The sequence below is a fragment of the Gilliamella sp. B14448G11 genome (assembly GCF_016101765.1).
Taxonomy (GTDB): domain Bacteria; phylum Pseudomonadota; class Gammaproteobacteria; order Enterobacterales; family Orbaceae; genus Gilliamella; species Gilliamella apicola_N.
This window is the reverse complement of the sequence record NZ_JACFPX010000014.1, coordinates 52,044-71,936: the sequence shown is the minus strand read 5'-3', so window position 1 is coordinate 71,936 and position 19,893 is coordinate 52,044. Positions and strand designations below refer to the sequence as shown.

The 19,893-nt window shown below is 31.6% G+C and carries 20 protein-coding genes and 4 tRNA genes; 7 read left to right on the top strand and 17 right to left on the bottom strand.

Annotated elements, in window-relative coordinates:
• Positions 1-386 precede the first annotated feature (386 nt).
• The 7 genes from H3S88_RS09865 to H3S88_RS09835 form a co-directional block, all read right to left on the bottom strand.
• On the bottom strand, positions 387-605 hold the full coding sequence (locus tag H3S88_RS09865; protein ID WP_198228785.1) for a Flp family type IVb pilin: 219 nt from the start codon (positions 603-605) through the stop codon (positions 387-389).
• Positions 606-1,163: 558 nt separating this feature from the next.
• Positions 1,164-1,385, bottom strand: a complete 222-nt coding sequence (locus H3S88_RS09860; protein ID WP_198228784.1) for a Flp family type IVb pilin — start codon at positions 1,383-1,385, stop codon at positions 1,164-1,166.
• A 465-nt stretch (positions 1,386-1,850) separates the two neighbouring features.
• Positions 1,851-2,063 (bottom strand): Flp family type IVb pilin, encoded by a 213-nt coding sequence (locus H3S88_RS09855; RefSeq protein ID WP_198228783.1) that lies wholly within the window; start codon positions 2,061-2,063, stop codon positions 1,851-1,853.
• A gap of 324 nt (positions 2,064-2,387) precedes the next feature.
• Positions 2,388-2,463, bottom strand: a tRNA-Gly gene (locus tag H3S88_RS09850).
• 70 nt (positions 2,464-2,533) lie between these two features.
• On the bottom strand, positions 2,534-2,791 hold the full coding sequence (locus H3S88_RS09845) for a DUF1145 domain-containing protein (RefSeq protein WP_086309111.1): 258 nt from the start codon (positions 2,789-2,791) through the stop codon (positions 2,534-2,536).
• On the bottom strand, positions 2,791-3,354 hold the full coding sequence (gene rsmD / locus H3S88_RS09840; RefSeq protein WP_198228782.1) for a 16S rRNA (guanine(966)-N(2))-methyltransferase RsmD: 564 nt from the start codon (positions 3,352-3,354) through the stop codon (positions 2,791-2,793). Before rsmD ends, H3S88_RS09845 begins: the two co-directional genes overlap by 1 nt.
• Positions 3,355-3,367: 13 nt before the next feature.
• Positions 3,368-5,899, bottom strand: a complete 2,532-nt coding sequence (locus H3S88_RS09835) for a penicillin-binding protein 1A (RefSeq protein WP_144091709.1) — start codon at positions 5,897-5,899, stop codon at positions 3,368-3,370.
• A gap of 267 nt (positions 5,900-6,166) precedes the next feature.
• On the opposite strand from H3S88_RS09835, the gene H3S88_RS13570 reads away from it, so the two are divergent.
• Positions 6,167-6,574, top strand: a complete 408-nt coding sequence (locus tag H3S88_RS13570) for a protein YgfX (protein ID WP_086327258.1) — start codon at positions 6,167-6,169, stop codon at positions 6,572-6,574.
• A gap of 35 nt (positions 6,575-6,609) precedes the next feature.
• Here H3S88_RS13570 and tusA read toward each other — a convergent pair whose 3' ends face one another.
• The 6 genes from tusA to H3S88_RS09800 all read right to left on the bottom strand — a co-directional run bounded on the left by tusA (position 6,610) and on the right by H3S88_RS09800 (position 10,922).
• The gene (gene tusA, locus H3S88_RS09825; protein WP_039129621.1) at positions 6,610-6,846 is read right to left on the bottom strand and encodes a sulfurtransferase TusA; all 237 of its coding nucleotides are present in this window, start codon (positions 6,844-6,846) and stop codon (positions 6,610-6,612) included.
• Positions 6,847-6,865: 19 nt separating this feature from the next.
• Positions 6,866-7,672, bottom strand: a complete 807-nt coding sequence (locus H3S88_RS09820) for a Cof-type HAD-IIB family hydrolase (RefSeq protein WP_086327259.1) — start codon at positions 7,670-7,672, stop codon at positions 6,866-6,868.
• A 126-nt stretch (positions 7,673-7,798) separates the two neighbouring features.
• Positions 7,799-9,142: a secretin N-terminal domain-containing protein gene (locus tag H3S88_RS09815; RefSeq protein WP_198228780.1), complete on the bottom strand. Its 1,344-nt coding sequence runs from the start codon at positions 9,140-9,142 to the stop codon at positions 7,799-7,801.
• Positions 9,132-9,506: a hypothetical protein gene (locus H3S88_RS09810; RefSeq protein WP_086327261.1), complete on the bottom strand. Its 375-nt coding sequence runs from the start codon at positions 9,504-9,506 to the stop codon at positions 9,132-9,134. The genes H3S88_RS09815 and H3S88_RS09810 overlap by 11 nt, the downstream gene beginning before the upstream one ends.
• Positions 9,503-9,976 carry a type II secretion system protein gene (locus H3S88_RS09805; RefSeq protein ID WP_086327262.1) on the bottom strand — a complete coding sequence of 158 codons (474 nt, stop codon included), beginning with the start codon at positions 9,974-9,976 and terminating at the stop codon, positions 9,503-9,505. Before H3S88_RS09805 ends, H3S88_RS09810 begins: the two co-directional genes overlap by 4 nt.
• Entirely contained in the window at positions 9,966-10,922 is a 957-nt protein-coding gene (locus H3S88_RS09800) for a PilN domain-containing protein (protein WP_198228779.1), read from the bottom strand. Before H3S88_RS09800 ends, H3S88_RS09805 begins: the two co-directional genes overlap by 11 nt.
• 199 nt (positions 10,923-11,121) lie before the next feature.
• On the opposite strand from H3S88_RS09800, the gene H3S88_RS09795 reads away from it, so the two are divergent.
• The 5 genes from H3S88_RS09795 to H3S88_RS09775 all read left to right on the top strand — a co-directional run bounded on the left by H3S88_RS09795 (position 11,122) and on the right by H3S88_RS09775 (position 13,438).
• A tRNA-Val gene (locus H3S88_RS09795) sits at positions 11,122-11,197 on the top strand.
• A 35-nt stretch (positions 11,198-11,232) separates the two neighbouring features.
• Positions 11,233-11,308, top strand: a tRNA-Val gene (locus tag H3S88_RS09790).
• Positions 11,309-11,328: 20 nt separating this feature from the next.
• A tRNA-Lys gene (locus H3S88_RS09785) sits at positions 11,329-11,404 on the top strand.
• 548 nt (positions 11,405-11,952) lie between these two features.
• Complete coding sequence (locus H3S88_RS09780) at positions 11,953-12,657, top strand: tetratricopeptide repeat protein (RefSeq protein WP_198228778.1); 705 nt, start codon at positions 11,953-11,955, stop codon at positions 12,655-12,657.
• Positions 12,658-12,829: 172 nt separating this feature from the next.
• Positions 12,830-13,438, top strand: a complete 609-nt coding sequence (locus H3S88_RS09775) for a tetratricopeptide repeat protein (RefSeq protein ID WP_086327467.1) — start codon at positions 12,830-12,832, stop codon at positions 13,436-13,438.
• A 333-nt stretch (positions 13,439-13,771) separates the two neighbouring features.
• Here H3S88_RS09775 and H3S88_RS09770 read toward each other — a convergent pair whose 3' ends face one another.
• From H3S88_RS09770 to H3S88_RS09755, 4 genes are all read right to left on the bottom strand, one after another.
• The gene (locus H3S88_RS09770) at positions 13,772-15,733 is read right to left on the bottom strand and encodes a glycoside hydrolase family 3 protein (RefSeq protein WP_086327541.1); all 1,962 of its coding nucleotides are present in this window, start codon (positions 15,731-15,733) and stop codon (positions 13,772-13,774) included.
• 407 nt (positions 15,734-16,140) lie between these two features.
• The gene (locus tag H3S88_RS09765; protein ID WP_370528604.1) at positions 16,141-16,764 is read right to left on the bottom strand and encodes a LysE/ArgO family amino acid transporter; all 624 of its coding nucleotides are present in this window, start codon (positions 16,762-16,764) and stop codon (positions 16,141-16,143) included.
• A 90-nt stretch (positions 16,765-16,854) separates the two neighbouring features.
• Complete coding sequence (locus tag H3S88_RS09760) at positions 16,855-18,204, bottom strand: APC family permease (protein ID WP_198228776.1); 1,350 nt, start codon at positions 18,202-18,204, stop codon at positions 16,855-16,857.
• Positions 18,205-18,315: 111 nt separating this feature from the next.
• Positions 18,316-18,735 carry an OsmC family protein gene (locus tag H3S88_RS09755; RefSeq protein ID WP_198228775.1) on the bottom strand — a complete coding sequence of 140 codons (420 nt, stop codon included), beginning with the start codon at positions 18,733-18,735 and terminating at the stop codon, positions 18,316-18,318.
• Positions 18,736-19,031: 296 nt separating this feature from the next.
• Here H3S88_RS09755 and H3S88_RS09750 point away from each other — a divergent pair, with 296 nt between their 5' ends.
• Positions 19,032-19,838: a sulfite exporter TauE/SafE family protein gene (locus H3S88_RS09750; protein WP_198228774.1), complete on the top strand. Its 807-nt coding sequence runs from the start codon at positions 19,032-19,034 to the stop codon at positions 19,836-19,838.
• The last annotated feature ends 55 nt before the right edge of the window (positions 19,839-19,893 follow it).

Below are 19,893 nucleotides of genomic sequence, written 5' to 3'. Positions count from 1 at the left end.
TTTTATAATCATACGTTAACAGTTAACCATTTATAGTTTTTTAATAAAGATATTTTATATTATTATTTAATTAGTTATATTAAAAAAATTTACTCATTAATATATTTTTACTAAAACATCATTAAATTTTTCAAATTAGATAAAAGGTAAAAGAGGTAATGCTGATATGAGTAATAAAATAATCTAATCTTAAAAGGCTAAAACGCTGCCATAATATCTAAATAAACCAGACTTTAAACTAAAATTTATTGTATATGCGGTTATTTGTATTTACTGCATGATTTGCAATGGATTATTTTATAATTTGATGTGATATCAAACCACCCTAAATAATAATCCCCCTTTTATAAAGGGGTGGTTTGTTTCACTATAGTAATCAAGTATTGTTAAAAAATAATACTAATTAATTTAAATCTTAAAGTATTAAATACGTTATTTAGCATATCGTGAACAGGACCACCGGTACCGTTAAAGATAACCAAAATCACTGCTGAAACACCTGCTGCAACAATTGCATATTCAATTGCTGTTACACCACGTTCATTTTTGATAAACTTATTTGCAAAGTTTTTAAATTGTGCGCGAACTGCTGATAAGTACATCATAACACTCCCCCTTTAATATTTACATTTTATATTCATGATTTTTTCTATTTATTATCATGAATATTTCGCATTATATGTAGTTTAATGTAAATTTGCCAGCATAAACTGAACTTTATAATAAATTTTTATACCAAACCAATAAAAAATACCAATAATGTAAAAAAATAAAAATAAGACTTTATAACTAATATGTTAATAAGTTACCTACTATAACCTTTTATAAATAGATTTTAGTCATCACTCAATTTTAAAGATAAAAATAATTTACTCATTAAAATATTTTGCTGATATACCATTAAATTCTTTAAATTGCATGAGAGGTAAAAGAGGTACATTGATATGAATCATAACATTTCTAACAATTTAATTTTAAAAAGCTGAAAATACAATGTTGAAATAACATATAGAGGACTTAATCCTTTTATACTAACTGTTATTAATATCTATTTTATTATTTATAAGATTTATCTTATTACTTAACGCAATAAAAAACTAACTTAAAACAATAAACTACTCCTTTACGAAGGAGTAGTTTATATCGCTATGTAATCAAGTATTTTAACTAACAATAATATTAACTAATTTAGCTTTTAATTCAAAAAATATATCCTCGAACATATTATGAACAGCACCATCGGTACCATTAAAGATAACTATAACCACAGAAGAAATACCTGCGGCAACGATTGCGTATTCAATTGCTGTTACACCAAGTTCATTTTTTATGAATTTGCTTGTAAAATTTCTTACTAGTGAACGGACTGCTGATAAATGCACCATAATTACTTTCTCCTTAATATTTACATTATTTTAATTTTTTGTAAAAATATCTTTACTTAATGTTAACAAATTATATGCTGTTTAATGTAAATTTACCAGATGTAATTGTAATTTTTTATAAAAAAAATTTACAATTAAAACATAATGTTAATAAATAATATAAAAAGAAAAGTATAACAAACAAATTTATTGTTAATTATTTGACAATTCATATGAAATATAATGAAAGCATAATGTATTAATAATTAATTATTATTAATAACCTGATAATTATTTTTATCGAAAAAAATAACAGTTAAAAGGGAGAACAAATAACAGAAAGATATTGAATATTAGATAACCTAAAAAGGAAAGTGAAAAATTATAAGTTTAAATAGTTATATCAAAACGGTTAAACATATCTCCAAAACGTTATTTATATCCATTTTAATGTTTATAATAAGTTAGAAAAATAAAAAAACAAACTTAAATAATACTACTTAATTTATGTTTTAATTTATCAAATAATTCAGTTAAAGCATGTTTAACTGGGCCATCATCATCAAAAAAAATAACTGAAACTACCATTGTAATTCCTGACATTATAATTGCATATTCTATCGTATGCACACCACATTCATTTTTTACAAATTTAGTTCCAGTGGATTTTATTTGAGTAAAAATTGCTGATATTTCCATAATAATAACGTTCATTTACTAGTTTACAGTTTATTTGATTTACTTTCATTTTTTTAATTTTTAGAATTGTACACTAATTACTTTAAAGTTACTAAAGATAATTAATCTAAGATTATAGAAATATTTGGAGGGATAAAAAAAAGATATATAATTATAAAATTAAAAATAATTTTTGTCAGATATAAATGTTAAGTTTCAACATAATTGATACTACATATATATAATGTATTGATGATTAGTTTCACCAAATTCCGTTAAAAAGTAGATAGACTAGATCTTTTATAAGAATGTTTATTCGATATTGAATATTTGTAGATGAAGAATTGGAGCGGGAAACGAGGTTCGAACTCGCGACCTCAACCTTGGCAAGGTTGCGCTCTACCAACTGAGCTATTCCCGCTTATTGGAATACTTCGAAAGAAGTGGGAGCATTATACAAAATTTTTTGTATCTGGCAACCACTTTTATCGTTATTTTTTAATTTTCCAGCTAAGTGATTCAAATACACCAAAAATAAAAAGACGAAGTGCTTTAAATTTATCCTCTTCTTTCTCTTTATTCGTCATTGTTGACTGTAACATATAGGCTTGTAAGCCATGAGTTAGAGTAAAAGCGGCCAAACCAAAATACGCAACAATATTGGCAGGTTTTGGGTATGGGTGAATCAGATTGAATAATAAAAATAACCACATTATGGTATATAAAAATTTACCAATAAATATAAACATTAATTTTCTTCTCGTATAAAAAGATAGCTGTGAACCTGGCCGACGGTTTTTTCTCGATGTAATTGCCAATTAGTAGGAATATAACTCATTAGCTCATGGTCTTTTTCTGTTTCGATATAAATATATGCAGATGATTTCAGCCAATTATTATTTTCAAGCTGATTAACCGTTTGGGCAACGAGTGATTGATGAAATGGTGGATCGATAAACACAATATCAAACTGTTTTTGAGCAGGTTGATTAAGCCATATTAGCGTATTAGTGTGATGAATCTCAATTGCATCGCAAGCAATAAGTTGTTTATTTTTATTAAGCAGCTGCGCAACTTGTTTATCTTTTTCTAGTAATATTACACTTTTTGCACCTCGTGATGCAGCTTCAAAGCCTAATGAACCACTTCCCGAAAAACAATCTAAACATTCACTATCATAAATAACTGGCATTAACCAATTATAAAGAGTTTCTTTAATTCTATCAGTAGTAGGGCGTAAACCTTGTTTGTCAAGTACTGCCAATTTACGTCCACGCCATTTGCCACCAATAATTCTTATAGAACCATTCATACTCAATACCTTACTAGAATAGTTCTTGTGTGTTACCTTGGGAATCGGTCACACTTGTATCAACTTCTTGAGTTGCATAAGATTTTGGTTCAGTACCTTTAATAAAGTATTCCGACATTGTTTTAGAACCTGATTGAGGTAATAACCCTGTCTTTTGGTCAATGGTAACAGAGATGACATTGTCCGGCTTAATATCTTCATTTACAGGTACATCCTGTAAGGCAATTTTCATATAATCAATCCAAAGTGGATTGGCTGTAACTGCCCCTGCTTCCGCTCGAATAGTTCGACCTAAATTGCGTCGATGATCATCAAAGCCCATCCATACAGTTGTTACAATATTGCCGCCATAACCAGAAAACCAAACATCTTTTGATGAATTTGTGGTACCGGTTTTCCCTCCTACATCTTTTCTACCTAATGCTTTCACGCGCCAAGCCGTACCTTGCCAATCAGAACCGCCAAAGACAATTGTTCTAAGTCCATCTTTCATAATAAAAGCTAAACCACTATCGATCGTATGAGGTGCATATTTTGGAGTAACATCCGTTGCTTTATTATCCAGATTGATATTTGGTAATACCATATTATCATCTGATTTAAGGTTAGCTTGTTCAGGTTCTTCATTGCCTGATTCGTCTATTTCATTCTCTACATTATTTAGGGATACTGGCATTGACTCTGTTTTGATAACCTCATCAGTACAATTTTTACAAGCAATCAAAGGTTGATGTTGATAAATAACACCACTACCATTATTGTCTTCGATTTTTTCAATTAAATAAGGCGAAATTAAATATCCACCATTAACAATCACCGAATAAGCTCTTGCTACTTGCAATGGTGTGAACGAAGCAGAACCTAAAGCTAAAGATTCATTAAGTGAGATATTTTCTTTAGGGAATCCAAATCGCTCTAAATAAGTCGCAACATATTCAATTCCTACTGCACGCAGCGCTCTAACCATCATTACATTTTTAGACATCCCTAAGCCAATTCTTAAACGTAATGGGCCAGCATAGTTTGGTGGGGAATTTTTAGGTCGCCAAGTCGCACTACCTGTTGAGCGAACAATAGGCGCATCATTGAGTAGTGTAGCCATAGTTAAACCTTTTTCTAATGTTGCTGTATAAATAAAAGGTTTAATATTTGAACCTAATTGACGAAGAGCTTGGGTAGCACGATTAAATTTACTTAAATAAAAATCATAACCGCCAACAATTGCTTTGATAGCACCATTGTCAGAATCAAGTGAAACGAGTGCAGCATTGACAGCTGGAATTTGTGCTAATGCCCATTTATCATTTGTTTTCTTAACCCAAATAAGTTGTCCTGGTTTTAATGTATCAGATACTTTTTTCGGAAAAGAACCTTGTCTAGTATCACTAATAAATGGTCGAGCCCACTTCATATCTTGGAATGCAATAACGATTTTAGATTTATCGGTTAAAACAACATTTGCTTCTAGATCCGAAGATTGAATAACAACACCAGGGCACATACCACTATAACAAGTATATTTTTTTAACGTATTTTGAATTTGCTCATCTTTCCATGCTTTCTCGTTATCTTTCCATAATATTTTTTCAGGACCACGATAACCATGTCTTATATCATAATCAATAATATTTTTTTGCACAGCTTGCTCAGCTGCTAACTGATCTGTTTTAGAAATAGTTGTATAGACTTTATAGCCATCAGTATAAGCATTTTCACCAAATTTATCATACATAAACTGCCTTGCCATTTCGGCAATATATGGGGCTGAAAATTCGATCTGTGGTGAATGATAACTTACATTAATTGGCTTACTAATTGCTTCATTGTATTGTGATTGAGTAATATAAGATTGATCTAGCATACGACCCAAAACCCAGTTACGTCTGGTCAGTGCACGATCAGGGTGTGAAATAGGATTATAAGCTGAAGGTGCATTTGGCAAACCAGCTAATAGTGCCGCTTCATCAATGGTTAGCTGATCTGGGGTCTTACCAAAAAAAGTATAAGAAGCAGCTGCAACACCATATGCTCTAGAACCAAAGTTAATCATATTTAGATAAAGTGTCATGATTTCTTCTTTAGTTAGCTCTTTTTCCATACGAATCGCTAAAATAACTTCTTTCGCTTTTCGTGAAATACTCTTTTCTGGTGTTAAGAAAAAGTTTTTTGCAACCTGCTGGGTTATAGTGCTTCCACCTTGCGAAAATCCTTTTTGCTTTAAACCTATGTACATTGCTCGGACAATCCCGACCGGATCGATACCAAAATGCTCATGAAATCTCGCATCTTCTGTAGCAATCACAGCATTAACCACAACAGGTGGGATTTCATTATATTTTAATGGTGTTCGTCGACGTTCACCAAAAATAGCGATGAGTTCTCCATCTTTGCTCAAAATTTGCAGCGGTGTTTGCAACCTTACATCTTTTAAGGTTGTAACATCAGGCAAGTCTTTTGAATAATAAGCATAACCAGCAATTACTATGACTAAAGCACATAGAAAACAGCCGATAAAAAACTTAAGAAAAAATTTTAACACTTTAATTATTATCACAAATTATTCCTAGCTGAATTTTCAAAGGAAAAAGTAAGGGCAACAAAGTAATTTCTGTTACCCCGCAAATAATTTAACACATAGTTTTTATGAACATTGATATGATGAATTTAATATTCTAGTCATAGAGCAAATATATTAATCACTCATAAAAAATTACTTTAATTATGCGTATTATCTCCCATATTTAGCTTAATTTTAAGCAATTTTTAACAATATCATTTATTAATTGTGTTTTATTTGAACTAAGTTTTTATTATGTGGAGAACTAAATTAACCATATCCCGTCAACAAATAATAATATTATCAATATTTTATTTGATTATAGTTGTTGAATGTTTATTAAAATTTGCCGATACATTATTAAATAACTACACTTTTATTATTTTATTGTTCTTAATTATTGACTGGTGGCGAAGCATTTGTTGTTGCAAAAAAGTCAAAGGAGAATTTGCACTATTTCATTATATCAATCAGATCTATTGGTATAAACAACGGTGGTATTTAAGACGCAATCCATTAATACTTCGTTACATTATTATTTTAAATTTGCAATCAAGAAGAACCAATAAACAACATACCCTATTTTTAATGTCGGATAATTTTTCTCCAAATGACTGGCGTACTTTACGTTACTATCTCTACCAAATTAGGTTAACTTACTAAAATGTATCGTTAACCTGAAATTTTTGGCAGAAAGATCAATGGGATTTTTTTATCCAATATTGATAAGGTTTGGATTCTATTTGTAAGGCAAGCAGTTCATGATCCATATATCTGCAAAAACTCGGTACATCACGAGTAGTGGCAACATCATCAGCGATCAAATAAAGTACTTGTCCTATACCCAGTTCTCTTATAGCTTTTCGAACCAGCATGATAGGCTCTGGGCAACGTAATCCCAGAGTATCGAGTTTTTTATCAAAAGTTAGAGTCATAAAATATAATTAGATTAATTTATAGTAATAAATTACTTAAATAGTGAGGTACGGCATCATCAACGTTTGAACCAATTACCTCTAATTGAGGTAGTTTTTGACGTAAATCTAAACTAGCATTTTGCATAATGCAACCTTTTCCTGCCATTTTTAACATCTCAAAATCATTCATGCCATCACCAAAAGCAATACTATCTTTTAGATCGAGACCAAGTTTTTCAACTACCCTTTTTAGCGCACTGCCTTTTGATACATTTTCAGCCATAATTTCAAGACAGTTTGAAGATGAAAATGTGATGCTTATTTTACTACCATATTTTTTATCAAGCCTATTTTTTATTTCAGCTAAATGTGGATGTAATGAATCACTACTTGTTGTGAAGTAAATTTTGGCAATATCGTCGGCTTCAAAATCAGATGGATTAAAATATTCATAAGTAAAATCTGTATCTCTAAAAAAACTTAAAGAATAAGTATCTTCTTTATTAATAAGCCAATTATCACCGCGGTAGACATGAGTGTATACTAACGGATCATCAATACATTCTTTTGCTACCTCACATGCTAATACAGGATCAATACTTTGCCCGAAGATTAGATTCCCTGAGCTATCATGCACTCTAGCGCCATTGGAAGTAATCATAAAAGCATCAATTTCCATGTTTTCTCGCATTTGAGCCACATCAATATGGTGTCGCCCTGTTGCAAACACAAAATGAATATCTTTTTTACGCAAAGCTTGAAGGACTTGTTTAGTGTAAGGTGATAAGCAATGCTCAGGAGTTAATAAAGTGCCATCTAAATCAGAAGCTACAACACGAAACATAATATTCTCTACTTTTATAATAATTTGTAATGATGATGACTAAAAAACTAAACATTGAAACAGTAAATTAAGTTTCAAAGTAAATCATAGAAAAATAAACTCTGTATGATACAACTCTGATGACATTTACTCAACTAATTGTAGCGTGATAAAAATAACAATTTCTTTTTTTTGCTGTTTTTTACCTTTATATTTAAATAAGTTACCAATAATCGGAAGCTCACTGGCACTTGGTACGTTTCGTTTAAGATTATCGTTAGTTTGTTGAAAGATGCCACCTAAAACAATAGTTTCGCCGTTGTTTACTTTCACTTGTGTTTTAATTTCTTGGGTATCGATAGCTAATGCTTCCCCTCCCTCACTTCGTTTTATTGAGCGCCCTGCAGTATTTTGAGTAATGTACAAATCTAAAAGTATCTGATTATCAGATAGTATTTTGGGCGTCACTTCTAATCCTAGAACGGCTTGCTTAAACTCAATTGATGTTGCACCATTATTTCCATTTGAAACTTCATAAGGTATTTCTGTACCTTGCTTTATTGATGCCATATTCTGGTTGGATGTTAATAAATTAGGGCTAGCAATAATTTCAACTTGATTTTCAGACTCTAAGGCTGATAGTTGTAAATTAAGCAAACTACCAGAAATTTTAGCTAAATTGAAACCTATGGTAGAGGTAGAGTTAGTAATACCTAATCCAACTTCAAACTTATCTAACAATTGAGATGATCGCCCTGAATAGCCCCATTTAATACCCAATTCATTCATACTTTCACTACTCATTGTTACAATATGTGCAGATATATGTACTTGTGGCATTGGTTTATCAATCGACTTAATCAAGTTGTTAATCGCTTTAAACTGTTTTGGTAAATCCATAATAATAAGTGAATTGGTTCGTTTATCCATAATCACTTTGCCCCGTTCGGATAATAATCCTTGCTGCTGAATGGTTTCATTTAAATTTGCAAGATCCGCATGATTAATCGCAATGGACAAAGATTCAAGCGGCTGCTTTTGCTCTTGTTGTTTGAGTTCCAATTGCTTTTTTTGTTCTAAAATTTCTGGTTCGATAGCTTTGGAAATAAATAAAATATTATCATCCATTGTGGCTTGTAAATTGGCCGAATCTAAAATAATGGTTAATGCCTTTTGCCAATCTATATTTTGCAGTTTAATGGTTTGTGTTATCGATATATTCTCACTCATAATAAGATTCATTTGTTTACAATCCGCTAAAGCTTGCAGAATAATAGCAATATCTGTTTGATAAAAATTCATTGAAATCAGATCATTATTATGCAGCTCAACATTTGAAGATAAATTAAAACTTAACTGATTTTCGTTAGCTCTAACAGTACTTATCATGATGATCATTGAGATCAAACAGATCATTGTTATCCTTAACAATATACTTTGACATTGATGAATCGATGACATCTTTTTTGTTTGCATATCTTTATGACTCATTTATTAACATTGTCCATTCAATCGTTTCATGACAATAATCTGTCAAATTAGCTTGCCACACGATTTTATGATTTTGCCAAGATTGCAAAAACCAGGGAAATAGTACTTTAGACTGAACCTCTTGATTTATGGAAAGCCACTGATTTTCAGAATAGAGCCAAATTTGCGGATAATAATGACTTTTATGTTTAATCAGGCCTTTGAATCGCCAAGCTTGTATCTGTTTTAATAATATCTCTTTCTGTTCATTACATGACGTTTGCGTTGGTTCAACAAATGGATCTCGATAAAAGTTTAGCTCTGCGATAACATTAAAACAGCTGATAATCAATAAACAACCCATTATAAATAAGTTTGCTTTCACTCTATTTTCCTTTTAAATAATAAGGTAAATATAATTTGTAGATAAGATTCCTGTTTAGTCATCTTTAAATCTCGAAAATTCAAATAGTAATAATCTTTATTAAGGTCTGTAATTAAATTCATAAAATCAATAAATTCACCATTAAGTTCAATATCCCAATTTATTGTTTCATCCGTTTGATAATGTTTGAAAGCGTTTAGGATTAAATGGTTTCGTTCAATATATTGAGCAAATTCGTTTTGATTGATGATTATTAATGAACGGTTTTGCCCAAATTGATAACGTTTAAGCCTTGATTGTAATGATTCAATTTGTAGCTGTTTAGTTTGATATAATTTTTGTTGCTTGTCTGATTGTTTGTTTATATCGTAAATAAAAAACAGATAACCGATAATAAAAATAACGATCGTTAACAAAATACAGATTAAATATTGTTGCCAAAATGGCCGATTTAAAAACTCACTGTTCATTTAAGTCAATATCCATTTCAAAAAACAGACTATGTTTATTATTAATAATTGTTTTGATTTGGCTTTTACTGACATTTTTATGTTGTAAAAGATTTAGATTAAAATTAGTGAGTTCAATATAGTTAAAACTATGCCCTTTAATTGTTATTTTATCGGGTTTATAAGTAAACGAAGTTAACCAAATATTAGTAGGTAATTGTTCTGAAATTAATATTAATGACTGCTCGATTTGTCTTTGACTCGCGGAAGGATTTGGCAGATAAGTTGATAATTGCTCATTTAACTTTTGCTCAATAAATTGTTGCTGTGAAACGTCATTTATACAGCGGGTTAATTTTGTTTGGGCTTGCCTCCACATATAACAAAATAAACAACTCATCACCCCCATCAAACATACTATTACAATTGATAAATACTGTTTTTGCTTATTATATTGACTTTGTCGCCATGGTAAAAAATTGAATCTTTTATTATCGCTTGAACAACCAATAAAATTGATTAAACATTCATTTTTTTTAAATAGCTCAATCCAGCTATTAACATAATCACGCTCGCATACGGCAATCATAATTTGCTTTTGGTTCTGTTTATCAGTTAAAAAATTAAAATCAAAAAAGACGTTTTTAGCGGATAATTCAAATAATTTATAGATTGAGGCTTCGATATATAAAGCAATTTCATTGGGTTGCAATTTCACCTCCGGCATCATCACTTTTGTTAATTGAATATAGTTATCTGAAAGGTTTATTTCATATTTGGTATATTTGGGTAACTTAGCTTGTAGTTGACCAACAAAAATATCAATATCATTGAAATTTTGATAATCATATTCAATTAAATCGCCAAATGGAGAAAACGTTAATAGCCCATTAGATTGACTTATCTTATATCGTATAACCTTGGGTTCGACATAAATTATGACCCGACATTTATCTATTATCTTCATCAATTAACTGCTCATAAAAATAATTTTATCCACAAATCATAGTCACAACAACTGAGGCAAACACAAATAAAAGGTGTTTTTGCGATTCATCACCCAAAAAACGTTTAAAATTAAATCGAACAAAGCTAATTTTGCAGAAAATTAAAAAAAAAGGTTGACTGAAATAAGACGTGCCTTATAATGCACATCCACACGGTAAGGGTGATTAGCTCAGTTGGGAGAGCACCTCCCTTACAAGGAGGGGGTCACTGGTTCGAACCCGGTATCACCCACCAATCTTTACCGTGACGTTTTAGAAATAAAACACTTGGGGTGATTAGCTCAGTTGGGAGAGCACCTCCCTTACAAGGAGGGGGTCACTGGTTCGAACCCGGTATCACCCACCACTTTTAGCAGTTTTCTATATGGGTTGTTAGCTCAGTCGGTAGAGCAGCGGACTTTTAATCCGTTTGTCGAGCGTTCGAATCGCTCACGACCCACCACCTTTTTTAATTCCCTGTTTTACCAATCAAAGACAATAATTAAATATATTGAGTTATAAGAATACTAGCGTTCAACTAATCCGCTCGTAATGAATCTGAACAATATTAAATGTCTGCGCTATGAAATGATAAGGTACATAATATGCCGAATAATCAAGCTTAAAATCTACCAATTATTTCTCCTTTAGAAAATCAATACGAACGATAATAAATTAAACAGTAAAAACACCAACATTCAATCAATTAATATGCGACTATTTTTAATTAACATGAAATAATATTGGCTCAATAGAAACATGTAAACGATTGTTCAAATTATCAAATTTAACACCTTGAGTTTTCTACAAAATGTAACCCTTAAAATCAATTCTATTTAATAAAATTAAGTTTCAAGAACACCAACATTTGATAAACGTTGCTAAAATAGCAAATACCCTATTAATCATTTATAACCCTGACTTCTCCATCCTCAATAAATCAACTAACACCCTAAATTTGTTATCATGTAAAATATATCAATATCAAAAGGATATGATTTAGGAAATATTATGAAAAAGTTATTATTATCGACGTTTATTATGATCAATTTGTTGACGGGTTGTAGTTCTGATTCTGATTATAATGAGGTTGAAACTTATAACGATAAAGATGTGTTATATAAAAAAGCAGCTGTATTACAGGATGCTGCAGCGCAATTTGCTTTAGGTGCCAATTACTATTTTGGGCAAAATGGTTATACCCAAGATTATAGTCAAGCTAAAAAATGGTTTGAAGCGTCAGCCAAGCAAGGATATACGACATCTCAATATAATCTAGGTCTTATGTATAATAAAGGAGAAGGCGTAAAACCTGATTATAAAAAAGCAATAATGTATTATGAACAAGCCGCTCAGGCTAACTTTGTGAGAGCGCAAAATAATTTAGGTTTAATATATTATGAAGGTAAAATGGTTCCACAAGATTTAGATAAAGCGAAATTCTGGTTTGAAAAAGCTGCTAATCAAGGTCATCTAAAATCTCAAGTAGCGTTAGCAACTATATATCTGTCAAATAAAAAAAACTACCCTAAAGGATTAGAGCTACTTAAACAAGGGCTAAAAGCCAATAATCCTGAAGCACAATTATTAATGGGCGTATTGTATTATAATGGAATAGCAGTATCACAAGATATTAATGAAGCCAAAAAGTATTATGACTTGGCTTGCAAAAATGGATTACAAAAAGGGTGTGAACTCTCCAAAAATATTCAATAACACCAAATTAATTAAAAATCTTTCAATTTTTAATGGCTAGATGTTTAAGTGTAATTAAATGAGATTTCCATTATATTTATATTATTTATGATGTTTTAACCTAATATATGGCAATATACACAAAACAGGTAATCCAAAGCATGCCAACGAATGATTTACTGTAGGATGAAGTATGATTAAGTTCTTTACTAAAATGATATTAGGTTTATGTTTCAGTATTTCTGTCAGTGCTAATTCACAAATATTATTTGATTTTAACCAAGAATATCAGAAAGCGACTGAACAAAACAATGCTGAAGCTCAGTTTCATTTAGGTATTATGTATGCCAATGGTACGCATACTAAAAAGCGTCATTTTAAGGGTATTGAAAAACAATTTGAGCAACCCGATGAATCTCAACCAGATTATACTAAAGCTAAAGAGTGGTTCGAAAAAGCAGCCAATCAAGGTCATATTGAAGCACAACATCAACTTGCTTTACTTTATTATAATGGTCAAGGGACTAAACAAAATTATTCACAAGGAATTAAGTGGGATACCAAAGCGGCAAAAAAAGGTAATGTGATAGCCCAATATACTTTAGCGAATCTTTATTATAAAGGTACAGGCGTAAAACAAGACTATTTTAAAGCAAAACAATGGTTTGCTAAAGCAGCTGAACAAAACTACTCTGATTCCAAAGAACAATTGGCCATTGTATCGAAAAAAGTATCAGCGATTGTTGCTAAGCAACAAGCAGCTAAAAAACAAAAAAGTAATTATGATTGTGGTTGTGATTAACATAAAATAATTATAACGCTATTTTCTATTATTATAGGTACGCCTAATAATTTTGATATTAAAGTCAGATCATATATCACAAGAAAGTAAAATAGAGATTTAATAAATTTATTTTTTTACTAAAACCTAGGTGTAACCTGTAACTCTTTCAGCAAAAAAACGAGTGAAGAATACGTTACCATTGAATATTAATTACAGCAAAAATCGTATTTGAAAAGCCCTTAATTCATAGTTTGGATGATTATAAAATAGAATAATAAAAGATATACTAACTGGTGTCGATAGTAATATTATTGCCATCATTAAGATAGCAATAATATTTAACAAGATAAATTAATGCGTTAATCCATAACCTAATGGATATAAAGATTTCATGTCATTTGGTAAATCAGTAGCTTGTTGAAGTACACTTTCCATTGAATCAGGTAAAGCAAACGGCATTTTAGCGCTATACGGTTTATCCGCAAACAAACGTTCAAACAACACTTCATCATTTACACCAAAATTAGCCACAATAGCGCTAGCATATTGTTTTATCGGTGTAAGAACGGCTGGTCGATCTAAGTAAACTGTTACAATAACAGGACATTTTTTACTTGCCTTGGCGATAAATTTAATATTTTTATCTTTTTCAGGAAACGCAAGTGAACCTTCATGATGTCTTAAACCAAAAAAGTAATTTTTATGGTTTTGCTCAAAAGGTGCATCAATACGTGCAACCACCACATCAGCATCATCAATATCATCAACAATAGTCACTTTATTTTTTAATTGATTTTTTGCCTCCGCCATAAAACCATGTAAATAAACTTTTTTATTAGTATCTAGTGGTAAAGTTTGTTGTTCATTTTCAAGCAATACCATTGAGTTAAATTGTGCCTTATTTGCAATTTGTTGGAATTGTTGATTGCCAACAAATTTGCTTGCTTCAGTTGGATCATTATAAGGTGTTTCAAATTGGCCTAAAGCAAATTTTTGCGTCAAAATTGCCAATACTGCACTGTCTATTAGTTTCTCATCTAGTTTTTTATTTTTAACTGCCGAGACAATAGTTGAACTGTCGCTTACGCCTCCAAATTGTTGAACACCCGCTAGGATAGCTTTAATAAAACGCTCTTCTACTGTTAGATCCTCAACCCCCCAAGGCATTCCTTCTGCTTTAGGTGCAACACCTTGAGGTGATCCATTAATACATACTTCATTACAATCTTTAGTAATATTCCAATCACTCATGATGACACCTTTAAATTTATAGGTATCACGTAATAAATCTTTCAATAAATAATTATTAAAACCTGCACCAACAGGATCGATTTCATGATTATTTATTTGAGCATTTTTCAATATGGAATATGTCGGCATTATAGCGGCCACATTCACCTCAAAAGCACCAGTAAATGGAATAATATGCTGTTTCAAACTATCATTTTGTGTAAATAAAGCATATTTGCCATAAAAACTATGGCTATCTAGCCCTTCTTCGGCAGCACCATACCCCACCCAATGTTTAACAACGGCAGAAACACTTTGTGAATTTAATCCATTTTTACCATTTTGCATGCCTGATATATAACCGCGCACCATCTTTTTACTTAATTCAGGGTTTTCGCCAAAGGTACCCTCAAAACGAGCCCAACGCGGTTCAGTACCTAAATCGGCCATCGGTGATAATGCTTGAGTTACTCCCAAAGATCGATATTCTTGTCGAATAATATCGCCATATTCATTAATATCTTTTTCACTGCCAATTGCAGCCATTCCTAATGTACCCGGCCATTGGCTAAAACCACTTTTACTGGTCACTTCATTACCATAATAGAATGTATTTCGAGGATCGACACTGATAGTTAAAGGAATAGAGAGGCGTGATAGTTCAGCAATTTTTTGCAACTGATTATTTTGTTGTGCAAAATCTTCTGGGCTGACTTCTAAACGAGTGATTAAACTATTTACTTTATCATTTAATACTAGATCCTTGATCTCTTCTAAATTATATTTATCACCATGACCAAGTTCATCATTTAAACTTCGAGCATTGCCATGCATCATCATGCCTGCTTTTTCTTCAAGCGTCATTCTAGCAAGTAGATCTTTTGCGCGCTGAGCCGGTGTTAAACGCCAATCTTCATAAGGCGTTAGTTTGCCATCTTTATTCATATCTTTAAATTTAAGATTATCAACGGTAATGATTTTTAATTCTTGGCTTTCAATTTTAACCTGCTCAATTGCCCATAATGTGTTGGATACAAGTGCAGCGCTAATCAACAATGCTAGCTTTATGGATTTACATTTCATATTATACTCCTTGAATAACTTATTATATTTAAGCTAATTTTTGTGCGCTTAAAACAACAAAAACCTAAGCACTTTGCTAACCAAAGTGCTTAGGTTTTGCCTGCATACTTGTTAAGTTTTACAGTAACAATCCAAAATTATGCTCAATAAATTAGCATTAATCATAGAAATAAGAAATCAACAATTAAAACTAAATGATACAATTGTGATAATAATCACATTTTTTATGTTATTACTTCAACAAAACATCAATTTTATATATCTCTTTAATATTTATGGAAAAAAGTGATATGACAAAGAAAGGAAAGAGAAAAGAGTTTAAACAAATCAGAACAAAAATAAGGCACAATATGCTTTAGCTAATGCTGTAACTCACTGAAATTGCGCTTAGAATAGATAATTTTAGCCTAATTACCACAATATACGTACATAATTAAACGATAAGCAATATAAAACATTACCAGACCAACTAAACAATCTAAAATCACCCACATTCTTTTTTGTTTAAATAAAGGAGTAAGTAATCTTGCACCATAACCAATACTGAAAAACCAGATGAATGAAACACATACAGCCCCAATCAGAAAAGCAATTTTTTGTTCACTGCTTAACGTTCCAGCAATACCGCCAACAATAACGACAGTATCTAAATATACGTGTGGATTAAGTAAAGTAATGGCCAATGTTGCCAAAATCACTTTGACTAAACTGTTGTCATTTGAGTTTTGAGATTGAACTTGCATACTACTGGTACCTTTAATTGCACTTTTAAACGCCTTAAAGCCATACCAAAGTAAAAAAAGTGCACCTAATATTGCTAATATATTCGTAATTAAGGGATTAGTACTGATAAATGTCCCAACCCCAAGAATACCAATTGACATCAATACAAAATCACAGATAAAACAGATCCCCGAAACATAAAATATATGATTTCGTAATAATCCCTGTTTTAATACAAATAGATTTTGTGCACCAATGGCAATAATTAAACTCGCTGAAATTAAAGCCCCTCGTAATATTTCTGAAATCATTTTGTTATAATATTGAGTTAAAATGGACAAGCATTGTTATATAATTAATATCATTAATCAATAGTTCAAATTATTTCAATCAGATAACTAATATTTAACTTTTTCTAACCAATTTAATTGAGCTTTATATCTATTAAAATAAAGAATTATCAAACCGATTGCTAACCAGACAATACCTACAATTTTTGCATAATTATCAATGTGTAATAGCACGGGTAATAGCACTAAAATACCCACAATAGGTATAAACACATCAAGAAACCATGAAAGTGCTCCTTTTGAAGCTTTCTTGAATTTAAAGTAACCAATAACTGAAATATGTAACATAATAAATGCGGTTAAGGCTCCAATATCAACAAATGACACTAACGTCGGTAATCCCTTAGCATTATTAGCAGCAATAATCACTAAACATAAATTAAATAGAGCTGCAAATAAGATTGCCATTGTCGGAACACCGCTTTTCTGGCTTACTTTAGCAAAAAAAGGTGGTAAGCGCTTATCACGTCCCATACTGAATAAAAGACGACTTGCGGCAGCCTGCCCTACCATTGCAGCAAATGATGCTCCGATCGCTTTCATTAAACTTAATGCCCATCCCAACCATAAATTTATCTCTTGATTGACAATATGATAGTAAGCTTTTCCTTGTAGTTCAGGATGATTACGCAAATATTCAGAATCATAAGGAGAAAGTAAGGATGCAACGTAAATCTGCAAAACAAATAGACAACCGGCTAGAATTAAACAAGTAATAATAGCCTTACTAACTAAGTTGCGCTGACCACTATTTTCTTCCGAAAAAGTGGCAATAGCATCAAATCCCAAATAGGATAAAACAGCAATCGATACGGCATTAAATAGATTACTCCAAGTAAATGCTGCTCCACCAATAAAAGATTGTAACCAATTTCGGTTAAGATCCGTAGTCACTATGATCCAAATACCCACCAATAACACCACAAACAGTACTAGGATTTCAAGTAACAAAATGATTAAAGTAATTATGGCAGATTTTTTTGCTCCAATTAAATTTAGAGTAGTTGTTAACACTACCGCCAAACAAGTCCATAGCCATACTGGCACACCAGGTATCAAAGCGTTGAGTGAAATTCCACTAAATAAGTAAGCAACGGCTGGAATAAACATGTAATCAAGAAGTAACAGCCAACCGACTAAAAAACCCGCATTGGGATGAATGCCTAAAGAACAATAAGCATAAACGGCCCCGGCATGAGGTAAAGCATTCGTCATTCTGGCATACGAATAAGCAGTAAATGCCATCACTAAAGTTGCAACAATATAAACTAAAGCAATAGCACCATCGCTTATCGCATCTAAAACACCAAACAAACCCACTGGTGCGGCAGGGCCAATAAAAAGCAATCCCAAAATAACCATATCTCGAAATCGCATATTTTTACTTAACTGTTGCATAATCATTCCTTTGTAACAATCTATCAATTAAATAAAATGTTAAATGATTACTGCAAAACTCACTAATATTAGCTAGTTATTAGATTATAATTTTTTGTTATAAGAAGATATTTACTCATGTACACGTATTTCATAGGTGTAGGACATTTTCGCTGTCTTACCTAACATGATAGAGGCACTGCAATATTTTTCAGAAGCAAGTTTTATCGCATTTTCAACCGCTTCGTTATCCACATTCATACCTGTAATTACGATATGAAAATTAATTGCGGTATAAACTTTTGGTGAAGATTCTGCCTGAGTTTTATCAATTTCAATCCAAAGATCACGCACATCCTTTTTTTTATTTTTTAATATAGCGATAATATCATACGCCATACAACCAGCAGCGCCGTGCAATAAAAGTTCCATAGGACGAGCACCACGATTACGCCCACCATGCTCAATTCCGCCATCCATCACTAATGAATGACCACTTGCGGTTTCGCCTAAAAAACCAAAATCATCAATCCACTTTAAACGATCTTTCATTTTTCACTCCTTTCAATTTAAATTTTTCTTAAAACTTTTATCAATTAGGCTAAATAACATAAGATTTTTTAAGCACTATGTCATCTTTTAGCTGATTACTTTGTTAATCAATTAAAACTTAGCGTTAATTACTTTGCTAATCGATTTCTCGTTATATATTAAACAACTCGGATAGAATAACCAAATTATTTGCAACAAGAATGAAACATATTTACAATCAATTGGCTAGCTTAGATTTTTATTTTTGAAACAAATAGGCTGGCTAATGACGTTATCCCATCTTAAGGATTAAAAATATGATTTTTGAGTTTGTTATCTTCCTCATTATCGGTGCTGCGACTGGTTTGCTTGCAGGTATGTTCGGCGTTGGTGGGGGAGCATTGATTGTACCGGCTCTAATTTTTACGCTCAATTATTTCAATCTGGGTAACCATTGGACTCACCATATTGCTATAGCTTCATCCTTAGCGACAATTATTGGCACTAGTTTATCATCAAGTTGGACCCAAAATAAAAACAAAAACATTGAATGGTCAATTCTAAAAAAGATGGTAATAGGTTGCATTATCGGTACAATTGCCGGTTCTTACATGACCCCTTATATTCCAGGTATATGGTTAAAATGGCTATTTATCGTTTTTCTAATTTATGTTGGTAGTAAATTTATTTTTAAAACCAATAAAGTGATACAAAATCAAATATCTGAAGTAACTTCGTTGGGTAACAGTATTTTTATTGCTGTTGGTACATTAATTGGTGTTTTTGCTGCGCTGGTCGGTGTGGGTGGCGGTGTACTGGTTGTACCGTTTTTGAAAAAATGCGGAGTCGATATGCGTAAAGCAATTGGAACATCAGCAGCATTCACCTTACCCGTCGCTTTTGGTGGCACTATTGGTTACATTATTGCGGGTTGGAATATCCAAGAACTTCCTGAATATAGCTTAGGTTTTATCTATTTACCTGCGGTATTTTCAATTATGCTCACCAGTATACCTATGGCAAAAGTCGGTGTGCAAATTTCGCAAAAATTACCAGTAAATAAACTGATTACCTATTTCGGTATTTTTTTATTAATGCTTGCAGTAAAGCTTATTGTTTCTTAACGTTCACCCCTACTCTTGTTAAGTTTTTTGAAAGAGTTAATTTTTATATTTAAAC